The following is an 18338-nucleotide window of genomic DNA, read 5'->3' on the forward strand; positions in this document are numbered from 1 at the left end:
CGGCCCTTATTGCGATGGATATCGATGCGTTGTAGCGTCGACTGCCAAGTAACGCTGATGAGCGAACAAAGTGGCAGGACGGCCGTGACACAGCTCCGTTACGCGCAGCGAGGCACGAAGCAGTCGCTTCGGGCGCGCAACGACGTGCTGGTGCTCCAGGCGGTCGCGGCCGGCGCCGGCGAGCTGGCCCGCACCGACATCGCCCTGCGGACGGGGTTGCCGGCGGCCACGGTGTCGGCGATCGTGGACACGCTGCTGAAGCGGCGCCTCATCCGGCAGGTCGGGCCGGGCGACTCCCGGGGCGGCAAGCCCCGGATGCTGCTCGCGCTCAGCGACCATCACCAGTTCATCGGTGTCCACGTCGGAAGCTCGACGATCGCCGCGAGCCGGTTGACGCTGTCCGGCCACACCGTGCGGTCCGTGGACGGCGTGCCTCATCACGGCGCCGACGTCGTGGCGGCGGTAGGCGCCGCGGTGCGGCAGCTGTCCGGCCCGAGGGAAGGCGTGGTCGCCAGCATCGGGGTGGCGCTGCCCGGCATCGTCGACAGCGACGGCGTCATCCGGGAGGCCGTCAATTACGGCTGGCGGATGATGCCGTTCGCCCGCCAGTTGTCCGCCGACTGCGGCGGGGCGTCCGTGCATGTCGTCAACGACGCCAACGCGGTGGCGCTGTCGGAGTTCGCGCTGTCCAGCCAGCCGTCGGCCACCGTGGCCCTGGTCTGGATCGGCACCGGGATCGGCGCGGGGATCGTCCTGGACGGGCGGCTCTACACCGGCACCGAGTTCCGGGCCGGCGAGATCGGACACGTCGACACCGGCCTGTCGCTGCGGTGCCGGTGCGGTCGGGTCGGCTGCCTGGAGACGGTCTCCAGCCTGCCCAGCATGGTGGGTGACGCCGGCGACGACGCGATCGCGCGCTACCTCGACGGTGCCGACGACGCCGCGGCGCGCGGGCTGCGCGAGCGGGTCGGGCGCGCGGCGCGGGAGCTCGCCCGGCTGTTGTCCCTGCTAGCGGCGAGTCTCGACGTCACCGAGTTCGTGGTGGGCGGCCCGGTCGTCGGTCATCCGCTCGGCCCGCCGTTCCTGCGGACGACGAACGAAGCGCTCGCGATCCGTCCGATGCCCGGCTTCCCGGCGGTGACGCTGCGGTTCTCCACGCTGGGCGAGCACAGCTCGGTGCTGGGCGCCGCCGCGCACGCCATCCGTCAGGAACTCGGCGTCATGCTCACCATGCCCGCCGGCGCCACGTCCCACGCCACCACCCCGCTCAGCAGCGCACCTCGGTGAATGGAGCAGCAATGCGTCATCGAACCCTGGCCCTGCCCGTCCTCCTGGCGGCACTGGTCTGCGCCGTCGCCCCGGCCTGCCCCACCGCCGCCGCGGTGCCGTCGAACCGGGTCATGATCCCCACCCTGCGCGAGTGGACGGCCGGCAGCGGCTCGTTCACCTTCGGCGCCGCCAGTCGCATCGTCGTGGACGCCATCACCCAACCCTCCGGCGCGACCTTCGCCGCGGACCTGCTCGCCCTCACCGGGCGCACCGTGCCGGTGGTGAACGGCGGCACCGCACAGGCGGGCGACATCCGCCTGGCCGGTGGCTCGACCGACGCCCAACTCGGCGAGGAGGGCTACCGCCTCACGGTCGGCGCATCGGTCACGGTGGACGCCCGCACCGACACCGGCGCGTTCTACGGCACCCGTTCCCTGTTGCAGCTCATCAAGCAGTCCCCGTCGATCCCCGCCGGCACCGGCCGGGACTGGCCCCGCAAGGCCGAGCGGGGCCTGATGGTCGACAACGGCCGCAAGTTCTTCACCGCCCGGTGGTTGCGAGACCACATCAAGGACCTGGCCTACCTCAAACTGAACTACTTCCACCTGCACTTCTCCGACAACCTGGGGTTCCGGATCGAGTCCAGCGGCCATCCGGAGATCGTCTCGGCGCAGCGGCTCACCAAGCGGGAGCTGGCCGAGCTGATCTCGCTCGCGGCGCAGTACCACGTGACGATCGTGCCCGAGATCGACTTCCCGGGGCACATGGACACCATCCTGGCCGCGCATCCCGACCTCAAGCTCGTCAGCAGCGGGGGCACGGTCAACCACGGCTTCATCGACCTCGCCAACGAGCGGTCCTACGCGCTGATGCGTGATCTGATCGACGAGTTCCTGCCGCTGTTCCCCGGACCGTACTGGCACCTCGGCGCCGACGAGTACGTGACGAACTACGGCGCCTACCCGCAGCTGCTGACCTACGCCCGCGCCCACTACGGCCCCACGGCGACGGCGAAGGACGCGTACTACGGGTTCATCAACTGGGCGAACACCATCGTGCGTGCCGGCGGCAAGACGATGCGGATGTGGAACGACGGGATCAAGCCCGGCGACGGCACCGTCACCCCGGCCTCGTCCATCGTCGTCGACCACTGGACGAACGCCGGCCTGACCCCGCAGCAGCTCCTCGGCCGGGGTCACCAGCTCATGAACAGCGCCTACCACCCGACCTACTACGTGCTCGGCGGCCCGAAACCGAACGTCACCGCCCTGTACGAGACCTGGAACCCGGACCTGTTCGAGGGCGGGACCACCATCACCGACCCGAGCCGCAACTCCGGCGCGAAGATCCACGTGTGGTGCGACTCCCCCAACGCCGAGACCGAGGACCAGGTCGCCGCCGGGATCCGCGACGCCCTGCGGGGCCTCGCCCAGCAGACCTGGGGCACGCCGAAGGCGGCGCCCACGTACGCCGCGTTCCAATCGATGATCGCCACGATCGGCCGGGCACCCGGCTATGCGGCGAGCCCGGCGGGGAACCTCGCGGTGGGCAGGCCGACGAGCGCGTCCAGCGTCGAAACCCCCGCGTTCCCGGCCGCCTCCGCGACCGACGGCGAGCCCGGCACCCGCTGGTCGAGCGCGTACACCGACGCGGAGTGGCTGCGGGTCGACCTCGGCGCCGACCAGAGCATCGGCCGGGTGGTCCTGAAATGGGAGGCCGCCTACGGCAAGGCGTACCGGCTGGAGACCTCCGACAACGGCAGCGCCTGGACGACCATCTACTCCACCGCGAACGGCGACGGCGGCGTCGACGACCTCACCGGCCTGTCCGGCCGCGGCCGCTACCTGCGCGTGCAGGGTGTCACCCGGGGCACCGGCTGGGGCTACTCGCTCTTCGAGCTGGAGGCGTTCGCCGGCGGCACCGACCTCGCCCGGGGCAAGACCGCCGTCGCCTCCAGCACCGAGACCGCCGACTTCCCCGCCGCGTACGCGGTCGACGGCAACGCGGCCACCCGCTGGTCCAGCCTGCACAGCGATCCGCAATGGCTGCGCGTCGACCTCGGCGCCACCTACAGCGTCACCCACGTGCGACTCAGCTGGGAAACCGCGTACGGACGGGCGTACCAGCTGCAGCTCTCCGGCGACGGCGCCACCTGGACGACGATCTACTCCACCGCCACCGGCGACGGAGGCGTCGACGACCTCACCGGGCTCTCCGGCTCCGGCCGCTACCTGCGGGTCAACGGCACCGCCCGGGCCACGCGGTGGGGCTATTCGCTGTGGACGGTCGAGGTGTACGCCTGAGGGTTTCGTGTGACCGGCGCCATAGGTGGGTATACGGGCCCGCATGACCCCCGTACCGATCGGCCTCGCCGGGCGCTACCGCCTGGGGAGGTCGCTCGGCGTCGGCGGCATGGGGCAGGTGTGGATCGCCCGCGACGAGATCCTCGATCGCGACGTGGCCGTGAAGGAGATCGTGCTCCCGGCCGATCTGCTCGCCATGGAGCGTGACGCCGTACACCTGCGCATGCTTCAGGAAGCGCGGGCCGCGGCCCGGCTCAGCCATCCCAACGTGGCGCAGGTGTACGACGTCATCGAGCACGACGGCCGGTCCTGGATCGTCATGGAGTACGTCCCGTCGCGCTCGTTGCAGCAGGTCCTGCGCGACGACGGCCCGCTCGAACCGCGACTGGCCGCGGTGCTGGGACTCGAGCTGCTGGACGCGCTCGAGGCGGCGCACGACGCCGGGGTGCGGCACCGTGACGTCAAGCCGGCGAACGTCCTGCTGAGTGAGGACGGCCGGGTGGTGCTGACCGACTTCGGCATCGCCTCCATCGAGGGCGACAGCGTCATCACCACCGGCTCCGAGCTGGTGCTGGGCTCCCCGCAGTACATGTCTCCGGAGCGGGCCAGGTCGGGCATCGCGGAGCCGGCGTCGGACCTGTGGTCGCTGGGGGCGACCCTGTACGCCGCGGTGGAGGGTCGCTCGCCGTTCGAGCGGCCGTCGCCGGTCGAGACGCTGACCGCGCTCGCGGTGGACGAGCCGGATCCGCCGCGCCGGGCCGGTGCGCTCCGGCCGGTTCTGGACGGCCTGCTGCGCAAGAACCCCGCCGAGCGCATCGACGCGGCGGAGACCCGGCGCCGCCTGTTCGCGGCCGCCGGCCAGGAGCTGGACACCGCTGTCCTGCCGCCGGACGACAACGAGGCCGCACCGGAGCCGCACGCACCGGCCCGGCGGCGTCCCCGCCGGGCCGGGCTGGTGGCGGCGGTTGCCGCCGTGATCGTCCTGATCACGGGTGCCGGGATGACGTGGCTGGCGACGCGTCCGGATTCCTCCACCAGCGCGCGGACGCTGCCCGCGGCGACCACCGGCTCCGTGCCGTCCGAGGCTCCGCGAACCGCGGTGGCGCCGGTCGTCCGCGAGAGCGCCGCGGCGACCGAGCGACCCACCGAGCGATCCACCGAGCGGAGCCTGCCGCCACTGCCGGACGGGTGGCGCGATCACCGGGACCGGGCCGGATTCGCCGTGTACGTGCCCGAGGGCTGGAAGCAGTCGCGGGAGGGGACGATGGTCTACTTCCGCGACCCGCGGACGGGCCGCGTCCTCGGCATCGACCAGACTGACGAGCCGCGGTGGGACCCGGTCGCCGACTGGCGCGGCCAGGCGACCTACCGGGTGAGGACTGGTGATTTCCCGGGCTACGAGGAGATCCACATCCGCGAGGTCCGGTACTTCCGCAAGGCCGCCGACTGGGAGTTCACTTTCGACGACGGCGACCGCCAGCACGTCAACAACCGGGGTGTGGTCGTCTCCTCGGACCGCGCCTACGGGATCTACTGGCAGACCCGCGACGCGGACTGGGCCGACGCCCGCGCCGACCTCCAGCTCGTCTTCGACAGCTTCCGGCCCGAGGGCGACAGCGGTTAGAGCCTTTCGGGAACGTCGAGGTTGAGGTGGGTCACCGCGTAGGGGAAATACATGCGTACGGTCGTTCGCCCGCCTTCGGTACGGGTGAGCAGGACGTCCGCGACCTGCCGGGCTATCCATAGGCCCGCGGCGCCGGCGAGGATCGCCGGTCGTCGATAGCCGGCGTCGGCGGGGACGGGCTGCCCGCCCTGGTCCTCGACGTGCACGACCAGGGTGCCGTCCTGGGTCCAGGCGTGGACCCGCACCGGCGGCCGGCCGTGGTGCAGGCCGTTGGTGACCACCTCACTGGTCGCGGCGATGACGTGCCGGACGGCGGCGGGGGCGAAGTGGTGCTGGGCCGCCCAACGGGCGACGGCGGCGCGGCAGCCGCCCAGCTCGTCGAAGTCCCACACCGTGAGGTCGACGTCGGTGGCCGGCGGGGTCGAGGTCATCGGAGCCCGCGAGCGTGCCTCCAGATACGCGACCGGTGGCACGTAGCCGGGGTTTTCCCGGTCGCCCTGAGCGGTCAGCTCCCGGCCGTGCACTCTGCGGACGTCGTCGATGATCGAGGCGGTGTGGTGCTGGCGGTGCCAGATGCAGGTGATCGGGCAGCCGTAGCCGGCGTACACCTCGTTGGTCATCGCCTCGTACTTCAGGTACGCGGCCGTGCGGTCCATCGGCGCCAGCGGATCGCTGACCACGTCGGGTTCGGCGACGACGTGGACCGTCTGCCGCTGGGAGTGCTGCTCGCGCAGGTAGCGCTCGAAGCCGCTGTAGGTGAATCCGAGCCGCTGGTAGAAGCCGTCCATGTCCCCCCACCGCAGGGCGTCGGCGTCACGGCCGAGCCGGTCCCGAACGATCCGCGCGGTCCGAGAGCCGACCACCATCAGCACCGCCTGCCCAGCGGTGATCTCCCGGCGCAGCAGCGGCACGAGCCGCCGCTCGATCGTGTCCTCGGCGTCGACGACGAGCACGCCGTGGCGGAAGCGGCCCAGGCGGCGGTGATCAACTGTGCCGGTCATTCCGAGCTCCTCGGCCGGTCGGAGTGGTCTCGGTCCATGACCGTGCCGTATTCGATCACCAGGCCGGGAGCCTCCCACACCTCGCAGAGGTGGAAGGTTTCCGTCACCGCGGGTGAGCAACGCAGGTGCAGGATCGTGTCCATGGCCGCCGCGGCCGCGCCCGCCCGCAGGAGCATGCGCATCCCGGCGGCGTCCAGAAACGTCAGGGCGGTGCAGTCCACTGTCACGACGGGCTCGCCCACCAGCGCGTGGATCCGCTCGCCGACCCCTGCGGCGTTTCCCGCGTCGATCTCACCGGACGCGGCGAACTTACCGGCTGACCAGACCATCTCACAGCCGGCCATCACCTCGGACTGACGGTCCACAGACATCACATCCGGCGAGTCGACCAATCGTCACTTATGTCCCACTCAGGACAGCCTCCTCCACAGCTTCGGCCGTCCGCAACCCAGAGGACCCGAAATCACCGGGAACCTGTCTCAGGACTCGCGGTTGAACAGTCGTCGCGACCAGAGGTATCCGCCCAGCGCGATGACGGCGCACCAGGCGAGCGCGATGCCCGCGTCGGCACCGACCGGCTTGTCCATCAGCAGGCCGCGCAGAGTTTCGATGATCGGCGTGAACGGCTGGTACTCGGCGAACCAGCGCAGTCCGGCCGGCATGGAGTCGGTGGGGACGAATCCGCTGCCGAGGAAGGGCAGCAGGACGAGCGGCATGGGCAGGTTGCTCGCGGTCTCGACGCTCTTGCTCACCTGGCCCAGCGCGACGGACAGCCAGACGAGCGCGAACGTCACCGCCATCAGGAAGCCGGCCGTGGCCAGCCACCCGAGCGGCCCGGCGGTGGGCCGGAAGCCGACCAGCAGCGCCACGCCGATCACGAGCGTCAGGCTGATGATCGCCTGGATCAGGCTGCCCAGGACGTGTCCGGTCAGCACCGAGACGCGGGCGATGTGCATGGTGCGAAAGCGGGCGATGATGCCTTCGGTGAGGTCCATGGCGATCGAGATCGCGGTCCCCTGGACCGTCGCGGTCACGGTCATCAGGATGATCGCGGGTGCCACGTAGTTGGCGTACGCGGCGCGCCCGCCCGCCGCGCCGCCGGACACCGGACCGCCCAGGCCGGCGCCCAGCGTGCCGCCGAGCACGTAGACGAACAGCAGCAGAAAGACGACGGGCATCGCGACGAGCATGACGGTCATCGACGGGTACCGCAGCATGCGCTTGAGGTTGCGGCGCAGCATCGTCATGGAGTCACGCAGCGGATACAGACGCAGTGGAGCCGGACGGGTGAGTGCGGGAGTGCTCATCGCGGGGCCACCTTCTCGGGGGTGGGGTTGCCGGTGAGGGCAAGGAAGACGTCGTCGAGGTCGGGGGTGTGCACGGACAGCTCGTCGACCTCGATGGCCCGGTCGTCGAGCCGGCCGATCAGGTCCTTCAGCGAGCGCAGGCTGCCGTCGCTGGGCACCCGCAGGGCGAGCGCGTCGCTGTCGCGCGAGGTCTGGCCCAGTACGCCCAGGGCCGCGTCGAGGTTCCGCGGGTCGACGAACCGTAGGCGCACGTGCCCACCGGGAATGCGGCGTTTCAGCTCCTGCGCGGTTCCCTCGGCGACCACCCGACCGCGGTCAAGGACCGCGATCCGGTCGGCGAGTTCGTCGGCCTCCTCCAGGTACTGCGTGGTCAGGAAGATGGTGACGCCGTCGGCGACCAGCTCCCGGACGATCTGCCACATGTCCCGCCGGCTGCGCGGGTCCAGCCCGGTGGTCGGCTCGTCGAGGAAGATCACCTGCGGGCTGCCGACGAGGGTCATCGCCAGGTCGAGCCGCCGACGCATGCCGCCGGAGTACGTCGACACCGGCTTCCTGCCCGCCTTCAGGTCGAACTGTCCGAGCAACCGTGCGGCGCGCCGCCGGCCCTCGCCGCGGCCGAGGTGGTGCAGATCCGCCATCAGCAGCAGGTTCTCCTCGCCGGTGAGCAGGTTGTCTACCGCGGAGAACTGACCGGTGACGCCGATCGCGGCGCGCACGGCGTCCGGTTCGCGGGCGAGGTCGTGCCCGGCGACCCGGACGTCACCGGCGTCGGCACTGAGCAATGTGGACAGAATTTTTACGGTGGTGGTCTTCCCGGCGCCGTTCGCGCCGAGCAGTGAGAAGACCGTTCCCCGCGGCACGCGCAGATCAAGACCGTCGAGGACGACCTGGTCGCCGAAGGACTTCCGGAGCCCGGTCACGGCGATCGCGGGCCGGGAGTGCTGGATGGTCATGGGTTCCCCTTTGCGGCGGCGAGGGATCAGGAGTGGCGGATCGTGATGTCGCCGAAGGAGGTGCGGCCGCGCACTTCGACGGTCTCGTCGGCCCCGTCGGGCTGGGTGACGTTCTCCATCAGGTTGCGCACCTGGCCGAACCCGGTGTTCACCTCCAGCCAGGCGGCGGTCCCGGGGGCGACGCCGACCTCCAGGTTTCCCATGGCGGTGCCGAGCACGACCGATCCGCGGACCACCTCGCCGAGACGGATGCTGCCGTTGGAGGTCTTCGCGTCGACACCGGCGCCGGCCCGCTCGACGCCGATGTCGCCGTTGGCCGCGCGCACCCGCACGTCGCCGGCGACGGCCTCGATCGTGGTGTCGCCGTTGGAGTTCTTGACCACCGCGGCGCCCCCGATGTCGCCGATCCGGACCTTGCCGGAGCCGGTGGAGATCTCGGCGTCGCCCGTGACGGCCTCGGCGGTGACGTGACCGGCCGACGTGTCCAGGCGCAGCGGGCCGGTGTGCTCGAGCCAGAAGCTGCCCGCCGAGGTCTTGAGCCTGCACTCCCCGAGCCGACCGGAGCAGCGGACGTCGCCCAACTGCAGCTCGGCGGACACCTGGGAACCGCTGGGCACCTCGATGGAAACCTCGACCGACCTGGTCTTGCGGGAGAAGTCGAAGGCGCGCGCCTTCGGTCCGGTCACCCAGAGCGCGCCGTCGGCATACTCGACGCGGACCTGCTGGGCGGCGAGCACATCGGACTCGTCGGCGCCGTCGCTCGGACGGACCTCGACAACGGTGTCGGTGCGGTCGCTCGCGTCGATCCGCACGTTGCCGACGCCGAGCTCGAGCGTGACGGATATCGATGCGGGCGTCTCGAAAATAGGCATGGTTGTCCCCTTCATCATCATTGGTGTGGTTGCCGGGTCTAGCGAACCCAGCCGGTGAGGCTTTGCTGGATCCGCTTCCCGCCACTGTGCGGCTCGCGACGCTGATCGCGTTCGGAGCGCTGCAGGGCGGCGGCGGCCGCCCGGCCCAGCCAGGCGTTGACCGACCGCCCCTCCCGGGCCGCGGCCTCCTCGATCGCGGCCTTGAGCTGCTCGGGCAGGCGTACGTTGATGCGCGCCGCCGGGCCGTCCTCTGCGATCAGCGGATCGCTGTCCGCCGCGCCGCCGGCCGCCGCTTCCTCGGCCGCGAGCGCGAGCGGCTCGGCGGGCGGCGGGGCCACGACGAAGTTCGGATCGCGTCCGCGCAGGCGCAGCTCCACCGAACCGGGAGCCAGATCGCGGGTGATCTCGTCGGCGGCGGCCGACAGCGCCTCCAGCAGCGTCATCCGGATGGCCGACTCGAGCGGCCCGGTCAGCCGCTCGACCAGCGCACGGGCCTCCTCACCGCCGGCTTCGGCGAGAGTGGCGAACTCACGTCCGAGATTGCTCACATACGAGGTCAGGTCCATGTGTGCCATCGTGGCACACGTGTGGCACACAAGCAAGCCAATCTGGCTCACGTGTGTGCCACGGCCCGATCCTCGCTACGGAAGCGGAGGAAGTGTCGGCCTGTCCAGCCAGGCGGTGAACAGGCCCTCCAAGGGCTCCCGGGCGAACTGCTGGGCGTGCGCCCGGAAGGCCTCGGTCGTCACCGTCGCGTGCTGATGCTCGGCGACCCAGGCCCGCAGGAGCGTGAAGAAGGAGTCGCCGCCGATCTTCTTGCGCAGGGCGTGCAAGGCGAGCGCGCCGCGCTTGTAGACCCGGGCGTCGAACATCCGGTCGATGCCGGGGTTCGCGACGATGACGTCCGCCGGGCGAGCCGCGAGGTAGGCGTGCCACTCGGCCGCGAGGGCGTCCGCCGGCAGATCGCCGCAGACCCCGGACCACAACCATTCCGCGTACGTGGCGAAGCCCTCGTTCAGCCAGATGTGGCGCCAGTCCGCGACCGTGAGGCTGTTGCCGAACCACTGGTGGGCCAACTCGTGGACCACGAGCCGCTCATGGGTGCGCCGCCCGTCGACATGGTTCCTCCCGAAGACGGACATGCCCTGCGCCTCGATCGGATCGTCGAGGTCGTCGTCGGCGACCACCACGACGTACTCGGAGAACGGGTACGGGCCGAAGAACCGCTGCAACGTCTCCATGATGGCGCCGTGCCGGCCGAAGTCGTGGGCGAAGTCGGCGCGTACGGAGGGTGGAATCGCGGCGCGCTGGACAACGCCGCCCACGGTGAGGGCCACCTGCTCGTACCGGCCGATCTGGACGCTCATGAGGTAGGGGGCGGTGGGTTCGCGGCGCTCGTACACCCAGGTGGTGTTGCCGGCGCCGCGACGCCGGGCGACGGGATCGCCGGTAACCAGGACCGTGTACGCCGAGGACGTCGTGACCGTCACCCGGAAGGCGGCCTTGGCGCCCGGCTGGTCGTCACAGGGAAACCACGACGGCGACCCGTTCGGCTGGCTGGCGACGATGACGCCGTCGGTGAGCTCGTCCCAGCCGATGTCGCCCCACCGGCCGGAGATGGGCACCGGTTTGCCCGCGTAGCGGATGTCGACCCGGAACGTGTCACCGGCGCCGATCGGGCGCTCCGGCCTGATGTGCAGCTTGTCCGGGCGGTGGGCGTACTTCGTCGGCCGCCCGTCCACCCGGACGTCCTGGACCCGGAACCGGCCGAGGTCGAGGGTCAGCCGCGACAGCGGCTGGGTGGCCACCGCGGTGACGGTCGCCCTACCGGCGAGCCGGTTGGTGACGACCCGGTAGTCGAGGTCAAGGTCGTAGTGCAGCACCTGGTAGCCGCCGTTGCCGTGCTCGGGAAGATACGAGTCGGTCGACGTGTCGGCACCGGCCCAGGCGCCGCCCGGCGCCCGCGGGGTCATGCGCTGCCTACCTTGGGCATGCCCTTCTGGCCCTCACCGTCAAGGCCGTCGCCGGCGTACGCCAGGCAGGGTTCGGTGCAGGCAATCATGCCGGCTGGGCGGCCGGCGCCGGCCAGGTCGCGATCGGGTTGCCGCGCCACCGGCTGTCGCAGGGCACGGCGTCGCCCCGGGTCACCAGCGAACCGGGTCCCACGGTGGTCCGCGCGCCGATGCTCGCGCCGGGCAGCACGATGCCGTGCGGGCCGAGCGTCGCGCCCGCCCCCAGGGTCACCTCATCCATACTCATGACCCGATCATGGAACAGGTGGGTCTGCACCACACAACCGCGATTCACCGTGGCGCCGTCGCCGAGCCGCACCAGGTCGTATTCGGGCAGCCAGTAGGTCTCGAGCCACACCCCCCGGCCGATCGAGACGCCGAGCGTCCGCAGCCAGGCGGCGAGCATCGGCGTTCCGGTCGCGAAGCGGACCAGCCATGGCGCGGCAAGCACCTCGACGAACGTGTCGGCAAGCTCGTTGCGCCACACGAACGAGGTCCACAGCGCGCGATCGGCGACCCGGAACCGCCCCACCAGCAGCCACTTCGCGGCCGTCGCGGTCGCGCCGGCGACGAGCGCCGCGCCGACCATCACCGGGGCGGCGGCGAGCGCGGCCGCCCACCCACCGGCGAACTGCCACACGAACGCGAGCGCGGCGAGGACACCCAGGGCGAGCGCGGCGGCGCACATCACCGGGACGAGCCGGCACAGCTCGATCGCGGCCCGGGCGACCCGCAGCCGCGTCGGCGGGTCGAAGGTGCGGCTGGTGTCGGCCGATTCGACCGTACGCCGCAACGGCATCGGCGGGGCGCCGAGCCACGACGAGCCCTTCTTCGCCTTGCGCGGCGCCGACGACAGCACGCCCACCAGGCCCCGCTTGGGCACCGAACGGCCGGGCGCCGCCATCCCCGAGTTGCCGAGGAACGCCTGCTTGCCGATGCGGGCGGGGGCTACCCGCAGCCACCCGTGGCTCAGCTCGTAGGTGGCGACCATGGTGTCGTCGGCCAGGAACGCGCCGTCGGCGACCGTGGTCATCGCGGGCAGCGCCAGCACGGTGGAAACCTCCACCCCGCGCCCCACCCTCGCGCCCAGCAGCCGCAGCCACACCGGCGTGAAGAGGCTGGCGTACAGCGGGAACAGCCCGACCCGGGCCATACCCATCAGCCGCTCGGTGGACCACACCTGCCACGCCACCCGCCCGTGCACGGGGTGGTAGCCGGCACGCATGCCGATGCTCAACGCCCGGACGGCGACGAGCACCAGCAGCGCGTACCCGACGAAGTAGGCGAGCGTCGCCACCGCGACGGCGGCCAGGACGGCGCCGACGCTCGGCTGGGCGGCGATCGTCGCGCCGAGCAGGGCGAGCGACGGCAGGGCGGCGACGACCGGCAGCAACCCCATGAGCTGGGCGGTCAGCGCGTACACGGCAACCCAGGAGCGGGACCGCAGCCTCGATCGCACGGGACGCCGCGCGGGCCACCCGCCCGCGTCCTTGGCGGCGGGTGTGGCCGGTGAGCCGGCCCAGCGCTGGTTCGCCGGCACGGCGCCGGCCACGGTCGAGCCGGCGGCGACCCGCGCGCCCTTGCCGATCCGGGCGCCGGGCATCAGAGTGCTGCGAGCCCCGACCCGCGCTCCCGCGCCGACGCGCACCCTGCCGACGTGCACGAGGTCGCCGTCGACCCAGTGACCGGACAGGTCGACCTCGGGCTCGATCGCCGCGCCGCTGCCGAGCTTGAGCAGGCCGGTGACCGGCGGCGCGGAATGCAGGTCGACGTCGGGGCCGATCTCGGCCCCCAGCGCCCTGGCGTAGGTGATCAGCCACGACGCCCCGGCGACGCCCGTCGCGCCGGTCAGCTCGGCGAGCCGCTCGGCGGCCCACAGCCGCAGGTGAACGCCGCCGCCCCGTGGGTAGCTGCCCGGGCGTACGCCCCGCAGCAGCAGCCGCGCTCCCAGGGCCGCCAGGCCGATCCGGCCGAGCGGGCTGAACAGCAGCACCCAGCCCAGCGCCACCCACCACCAGGACACGGCGGGCGCCCACGGCGCGGGAACGACCAGCGCGGCGACATTGCCCAGCGCGGCCAGGACGGTCATCCAGCGAAGCCCGACCAGCGTGAGCATCGGCAGCAGCAACACACCCTGGACCAGCCCGGACCATCGCGGCATCGGCCTGATCTCCCGACGGACCGCCTCCGTGGTGTCGAGCGCGGCGAGCACCGCCGCGAGCTGCGACAGCCTCGGGTGCAGATAGATGTCGGCCACCGACACCCGCGGGTGCCGCAGGCGAATCCACGCCACGAGCTGCGCCGCGCTCAGGCTCCCGCCGCCGTTGGTGAAGAAGTCGGCGTCCGCCGCGGTGGGGCGTACGCCGAGGATCTCCTGCCAACCGCCGGCCAGCCATTCCTCGGTCGCGGTCAGCTCACCCGCCGCATCCGTCGCGGTGGCCAGCGGCCAGGGAAGCGCGGCGCGGTCCACCTTGCCGGAGGTGCGGGTCGGCAACGCGTCCACCACGGCCAGCAGCGGCACGAGCGCGGCCGGCAGTTGCTCCCGGATCCGCAGCGTCGCCGCCGCGAGATCGAGCTCGGCGCCGTCGTGCGGAACCACGTAGCCGACGAGCAGCTGGTTGCCCGCGGCGGTCCGCCGCACCGCCGCGGCCGCGCCGGCGACCCCGGGCAGAGCCTGCAGCGCGGCGTCGACCTCACCCAGCTCGATCCGGCGCCCGCCGAGCTTGATCTGCTCGTCGCCGCGACCGACGAACACCAGACCCTCGGGCTCCGCCCGGACGACATCCCCGCTTCGGTACGCCCGCCGCCAGCCGAGCGCGGGCAGCGGCGCGAACTTCTCGGCGTCCTTGCCCGGATCCAGGTAGCGCGCGAGTCCCACCCCGCCGATCACGAGCTCGCCGGTCTCACCCATCGCGACCGGCTCGCCCGCCGGGTCGACGACCGCGAGCTGCCAGCCGGCGAGCGGCAGCCCGATGCGCACCGGAGCGTCACCGGTCATCCGGGCGGCGCAGGCGACGACGGTCGCCTCGGTCGGCCCGTACGTGTTCCACACCTCGCGTCCCTCGACGGCCAGCCGCTCGGCGAGCTCCGGAGGGCACGCCTCGCCGCCGAAGATCAGCAGCCGGACCTCGTCCAGCGCCTCGACCGGCCACAGCGCGGCCAGCGTCGGCACGGTGGACACCACGGAGACGCGCTGCTCGGCCAGCCACGGCCCCAGGTCGACGCCACTGCGCACGAGCGATCGCTCGGCGGGCACCAGGCACGCGCCGTGCCGCCACGCCAGCCACATCTCCTCGCAGGACGCGTCGAACGCCACAGAGAGCCCGGCGAGCACACGGTCGTGAGGGTTGATCGCCTCGACGTCCTCGCCCGCCAGGAACAGTCGCGCCTCGGCGTCGACGAAGGCGGCCGCCGCCGCGTGGGTGACCGCGACGCCCTTCGGGGTGCCCGTCGAGCCGGAGGTGAAGATGATCCAGGCGTCGTCGGCCGGACCGGGACGGCCGGGTCGGCCGACGGGGGTACGACGTGGCGACACGGTCAGACCGTCGCCGAGCACAGCGGCCACACCCGCCTCGGCGAAGACGAGCTCGGCACGCTCCTCGGGATCGTCCGCGTCGACGGGCACATAGGCCGCACCGACGGCGAGCACGCCGAGGATCGCGAGATAGAGCTCGGCCGTGCCGGACGGCACCCGCACGCCCACCCGGTCGCCGACGCCGATCCCGTGCCCGGCCAGCGACACCCGCACGGCGTCGACCTGTTCGGCCAGCTCACGGTAGGTCAGCGTCTTCCCGCCGCCGTGCATCCCGCCGCCGTTCTGCTCGCCGCTGTCGAGGGCGGCGGCGTCGGGATGCGCCCGGACGGTCTCGTCGAGGATATCGAGCAGCGTACGGCGGGGTGGGGCCGACGACGACCGGTACACCGCGGGCACCACCGGCTCGGTGGCGGGAAGGGCAGCCGATCGCGGATCAGTCGTCATGGTCACCGGGCGCGCACCATCTTCACCTCACGGATCGGCGTCAACGGGCTTACTCCGCCCGGGGCGACCCTCAACGTTACGCCGGGTGAGCGCGAGATGACGGTGTCGTTCGACACAGATCATCCCGTACCGGGAAGCGGTCAAGCCGACAGGATCGCGCAGGTCGTGGTGGCGTGCGCGTACAGCTTCCCGTCCGCCACGCCGACCAGGCGCGCCTCGGCGGTCGCGGTCGTCCGGCCCACGTGGACCGCGCGTGCCTCGGCCCGCAGCCGCCCGGCGGTGAGTCCCCGCACCAGGTGGATGTTGAGCTGCACCGTCGTGTAGCCCCGGCCGGCGGGCAGCCGGCTGAGCACGGCGCTGCCGAGCGCCGAGTCGAGCAGGGTCGCCAGATATCCCCCGTGCACGGTGCCCATGGGGTTGTGCACGAACTCGCCCGCGTCACCCTCGAAGACGGCCGTGCCCGGACCGACCTCGACGAGGTCGAACCGCAGGGTCGCGGCGATCGGCGGTCGCGGCACCTCCCCGGCGATGATGGCCTGCAGAAACTCCTCGCCCGAGCGGGCGACCGGTGTCGTGGTCATGGCGCCGACGCTAGCGATCTCGGCGAGATCATCAAGTACGGATTCCGGACTAGCATCACCGGCATGGGAGCCAGCTACGGTCAGTTCTGCGCCGTCGCCCGCGCGCTCGAAGTGCTCGGCGAACGGTGGACGTTGCTGGTGGTGCGCGAGTTGCTGCTCGGCGCCGGCCGGTTCTCGGAGCTTCAGCGCGGCCTGCCCCGCATCTCCCGGACGATGCTCACGCAACGGCTGCGCGAGCTGGAGCGCGCCGGGCTCGTGCTGCGCGCGGCGGGGGCGAGCGGTCCGACGTACACCCTGACCCCGGCCGGGCGGGCTCTGGAACCGGTGCTGCGGGACCTGGGCGGATGGGCGTACGAATGGGACCGGCGCGGCCTGCGCCCGGAACACCTCGATCCCGAGCCGCTGGTGTGGGACCTGCGCCGCCGGCTGTGTCCGGAGCGGTTGCCGACCGCGCTGACGGTGGTGCGGCTGACGTTCCGGGCGCGGGCCGAGGGGCCGTACTACCTGCACGTCCGGCGGCCCGACGTCACGCTGTGCACGGACAGCGCGGGCCACCCGGTCGACCTGCGCGTCGACGCGGACCTCGAGGAGCTGACCCGCTTCTGGCTCGGGGAACGGTCATGGGGACAGCTCCTGCGCGCCGAAACCGTCCGGCTTACCGGGCCGGCGACCCTCCGCAGGGCGTTTCCGACCTGGTTCTCCGGATACGCGTTGCGCCCTTGACGCCGCATCTCGCGAAGCTGATCCGGCCATACCCACCGATCGCTAGAATGGTGCAACAGCGTCGAAAGGTGGGCCAATGGGATCCGATCAGACGCTGCGGGCAGTGCTCGACAGCCTGGAGACGGTCGTGCTCGGCTGCGACGCGCAGGGCTGGCCCGTGCTGTGCAACCAGGCCGCCCGCGACCTCTTCGGTCCCTTGATCGACGCCGTACCCGTCCCCTCCTGGCTCGAGCACCTCACCGTGACAGACGAGCACGGTCGCCGCCTGAGCGCCGAGGACTCACTCATGGCGCGCGTGATGGCCGGCGACAAGCTCGCCGCCACCGAGGTCGTGTTCACCCCGCCCGACGGCGGCTGGCGATCGTTTCGCGTCCACGGCAGCGCGGTCACCGACGGCGGCCCGGTCGCCGCCGTCATCGCCCTGCACGAGACCACCGCCCAGCGGCGCGCCGAGCTGCTCAAGGACTGCGAGCTGCAAGTATCCGAGCTGCTGTCCCAATCAGAACCCTCAGACACCATGCTCGCCAACGCGGTGGACCTCATCGGCGACAGGCTCGACTGGGCGGCCACCGAATTCTGGGCCGTCGACCCGGTGGGACAGGTGCTGCGCCGCGGCCCGTGCTGGGCGGCCCAGGGCCACCGGCTGCCCTGCGAACTACCCGCCCACCTCGTCGAGGGCGAAGGCGTGGCCGGCCGCGCGTGGCGCGCCTCCAACCCCAGGTGGTCGGCGGATCTGCACGCCGACGCCGACGCGGCGCGGCAGAGAAGCGACTGGGGCACCCTGCGCGGAGCGATCGCCGTACCGATTCCCAGCGGCTCGGTCACCCTCGGCGTCCTGGTCTGCTACAGCGACCACCGCGAAACCCCGGACGACACCCGCACCGCCGTGATGACCGGCATCGCCGCGCACCTCGGCGAGTTCCTCGAACGCCGCCGCGCCGAACAGTTCGCCGCCGAACTCGACCAGACCCGCAACGAATACATCGCGCTCGTCGGTCACGAGCTGCGCACCCCGCTGACCAGCATCCAGTCCTACACCGACACGCTGCGCTCCGAACCCGACATGCCCGCCGACGAGCGCGCCCAGATGCTCGACGTGATGAACCGCAACACCGTCCGGGTGCACGCACTGATCGCCAAACTCCTCGACGTCGCCGGCACCCGCTCCGGCCACCTCACCCTGCAGCCCGCACCGCTGGACCTCGCCGCCCTGGCGCACACCGCCGCCGACGACGCCGCTGCCGACTCGACGGTCGCCGTGGCGGTCAACGCCCCACCACAGGTAACGATCGAAGCCGACCCCCATCGCCTCCGCGCCGTCATCGACGAACTGCTCACCAACGCCATCACCTGGGCACCGCCCGACAGCACCGTCGGCGTGACCGTGCACGCCGACGACCACACCGCCGTCTTCGCGATCAGCAACACCGGCCCCCGCATCCCCGCCGACGAACGCGAACGCGTCTTCGACCTGTTCATGCGCACCGGCGCCGCCCACCACCGCGGCGTACCCGGCACCGGCCTCGGCCTGACCTTCGCCCGCGCCGTCGTCGAACAACACGGCGGCACCATCACCGTCAGCGAACCCGACGAGGCCGCCACCACCTTCACCGTCCGCCTACCCATCCACCAGCGCACCCACGCGGCCGCCGTTTGACGACGCCGGCAATTCAGGCTAATTGATACGCCATCCGAGGTGGCGCGGTTGACCGGC

At 72.0% G+C, this 18338-nt stretch carries 14 protein-coding genes; 5 read left to right on the top strand and 9 right to left on the bottom strand.

All coding sequences use genetic code 11. From position 1 onward, the window contains the following. Positions 1-84: 84 nt before the first annotated feature. Genes AB0M36_RS23865 through AB0M36_RS23875 form a run of 3 tightly spaced genes read left to right on the top strand, consistent with a single transcriptional unit; the run spans position 85 to position 5196 of the window. Positions 85-1287 carry an ROK family transcriptional regulator gene (locus tag AB0M36_RS23865; RefSeq protein WP_364161004.1) on the top strand — a complete coding sequence of 401 codons (1203 nt, stop codon included), beginning with the start codon at positions 85-87 and terminating at the stop codon, positions 1285-1287. An 11-nt stretch (positions 1288-1298) separates the two neighbouring features. Next, the gene (locus tag AB0M36_RS23870; RefSeq protein WP_364161006.1) at positions 1299-3572 is read left to right on the top strand and encodes a discoidin domain-containing protein; all 2274 of its coding nucleotides are present in this window, start codon (positions 1299-1301) and stop codon (positions 3570-3572) included. Between the two features lie 43 nt (positions 3573-3615). Beyond that, positions 3616-5196 (top strand): serine/threonine-protein kinase, encoded by a 1581-nt coding sequence (locus AB0M36_RS23875; protein ID WP_364161008.1) that lies wholly within the window; start codon positions 3616-3618, stop codon positions 5194-5196. Here AB0M36_RS23875 and AB0M36_RS23880 read toward each other — a convergent pair. The 9 genes from AB0M36_RS23880 to AB0M36_RS23920 all read right to left on the bottom strand — a co-directional run bounded on the left by AB0M36_RS23880 (position 5193) and on the right by AB0M36_RS23920 (position 15901). Further along, positions 5193-6197, bottom strand: coding sequence for an MEDS domain-containing protein (locus AB0M36_RS23880; RefSeq protein WP_364161010.1), 1005 nt, complete (start codon positions 6195-6197; stop codon positions 5193-5195). The genes AB0M36_RS23875 and AB0M36_RS23880 overlap by 4 nt on opposite strands. Continuing rightward, positions 6194-6562, bottom strand: coding sequence for an STAS domain-containing protein (locus tag AB0M36_RS23885; RefSeq protein ID WP_364161012.1), 369 nt, complete (start codon positions 6560-6562; stop codon positions 6194-6196). Before AB0M36_RS23885 ends, AB0M36_RS23880 begins: the two co-directional genes overlap by 4 nt. A 114-nt stretch (positions 6563-6676) precedes the next feature. Next, positions 6677-7504, bottom strand: a complete 828-nt coding sequence (locus AB0M36_RS23890; protein ID WP_364161014.1) for an ABC transporter permease — start codon at positions 7502-7504, stop codon at positions 6677-6679. Continuing rightward, entirely contained in the window at positions 7501-8457 is a 957-nt protein-coding gene (locus AB0M36_RS23895; RefSeq protein WP_364161016.1) for an ATP-binding cassette domain-containing protein, read from the bottom strand. The genes AB0M36_RS23890 and AB0M36_RS23895 overlap by 4 nt, the downstream gene beginning before the upstream one ends. Before the next feature lie 26 nt (positions 8458-8483). After that, a complete protein-coding gene (locus AB0M36_RS23900) occupies positions 8484-9329 on the bottom strand; it encodes a DUF4097 family beta strand repeat-containing protein (RefSeq protein WP_364161018.1) in 846 nt (281 codons plus the stop codon). 38 nt (positions 9330-9367) lie between these two features. Continuing rightward, the gene (locus AB0M36_RS23905) at positions 9368-9895 is read right to left on the bottom strand and encodes a ribbon-helix-helix protein, CopG family (RefSeq protein ID WP_364161020.1); all 528 of its coding nucleotides are present in this window, start codon (positions 9893-9895) and stop codon (positions 9368-9370) included. Positions 9896-9970: 75 nt separating this feature from the next. After that, positions 9971-11302 carry a M1 family metallopeptidase gene (locus AB0M36_RS23910; RefSeq protein ID WP_364161022.1) on the bottom strand — a complete coding sequence of 444 codons (1332 nt, stop codon included), beginning with the start codon at positions 11300-11302 and terminating at the stop codon, positions 9971-9973. An 85-nt stretch (positions 11303-11387) separates the two neighbouring features. Further along, positions 11388-15320: a Pls/PosA family non-ribosomal peptide synthetase gene (locus AB0M36_RS23915; protein ID WP_364161024.1), complete on the bottom strand. Its 3933-nt coding sequence runs from the start codon at positions 15318-15320 to the stop codon at positions 11388-11390. Between the two features lie 140 nt (positions 15321-15460). Beyond that, positions 15461-15901, bottom strand: a complete 441-nt coding sequence (locus tag AB0M36_RS23920; RefSeq protein ID WP_364161026.1) for a PaaI family thioesterase — start codon at positions 15899-15901, stop codon at positions 15461-15463. Between the two features lie 63 nt (positions 15902-15964). Here AB0M36_RS23920 and AB0M36_RS23925 point away from each other — a divergent pair, with 63 nt between their 5' ends. Together AB0M36_RS23925 and AB0M36_RS23930 are read left to right on the top strand one after the other, a co-directional pair. After that, a complete protein-coding gene (locus AB0M36_RS23925) occupies positions 15965-16624 on the top strand; it encodes a helix-turn-helix domain-containing protein (RefSeq protein ID WP_364161028.1) in 660 nt (219 codons plus the stop codon). Positions 16625-16700: 76 nt separating this feature from the next. Continuing rightward, positions 16701-18281 carry an ATP-binding protein gene (locus AB0M36_RS23930; protein ID WP_364161030.1) on the top strand — a complete coding sequence of 527 codons (1581 nt, stop codon included), beginning with the start codon at positions 16701-16703 and terminating at the stop codon, positions 18279-18281. The last annotated feature ends 57 nt before the right edge of the window (positions 18282-18338 follow it).

This window comes from Actinoplanes sp. NPDC051346 (assembly GCF_040682215.1).
GTDB lineage: Bacteria > Actinomycetota > Actinomycetes > Mycobacteriales > Micromonosporaceae > Actinoplanes.

Coding starts and splice junctions, on each gene's coding strand:
- AB0M36_RS23870 (WP_364161006.1), top strand. CDS start 1,299: ATGCGTCATCGAACCCTGGCCCTGCCCGTCCTCCTGGCGGCACTGGTC.
- AB0M36_RS23875 (WP_364161008.1), top strand. CDS start 3,616: ATGACCCCCGTACCGATCGGCCTCGCCGGGCGCTACCGCCTGGGGAGG.
- AB0M36_RS23880 (WP_364161010.1), bottom strand. CDS start 6,197: ATGACCGGCACAGTTGATCACCGCCGCCTGGGCCGCTTCCGCCACGGC.
- AB0M36_RS23890 (WP_364161014.1), bottom strand. CDS start 7,504: ATGAGCACTCCCGCACTCACCCGTCCGGCTCCACTGCGTCTGTATCCG.
- AB0M36_RS23895 (WP_364161016.1), bottom strand. CDS start 8,457: ATGACCATCCAGCACTCCCGGCCCGCGATCGCCGTGACCGGGCTCCGG.
- AB0M36_RS23900 (WP_364161018.1), bottom strand. CDS start 9,329: ATGCCTATTTTCGAGACGCCCGCATCGATATCCGTCACGCTCGAGCTC.
- AB0M36_RS23905 (WP_364161020.1), bottom strand. CDS start 9,895: ATGGACCTGACCTCGTATGTGAGCAATCTCGGACGTGAGTTCGCCACT.
- AB0M36_RS23910 (WP_364161022.1), bottom strand. CDS start 11,302: ATGACCCCGCGGGCGCCGGGCGGCGCCTGGGCCGGTGCCGACACGTCG.
- AB0M36_RS23915 (WP_364161024.1), bottom strand. CDS start 15,320: ATGACGACTGATCCGCGATCGGCTGCCCTTCCCGCCACCGAGCCGGTG.
- AB0M36_RS23920 (WP_364161026.1), bottom strand. CDS start 15,901: ATGACCACGACACCGGTCGCCCGCTCGGGCGAGGAGTTTCTGCAGGCC.
- AB0M36_RS23925 (WP_364161028.1), top strand. CDS start 15,965: ATGGGAGCCAGCTACGGTCAGTTCTGCGCCGTCGCCCGCGCGCTCGAA.
- AB0M36_RS23930 (WP_364161030.1), top strand. CDS start 16,701: ATGGGATCCGATCAGACGCTGCGGGCAGTGCTCGACAGCCTGGAGACG.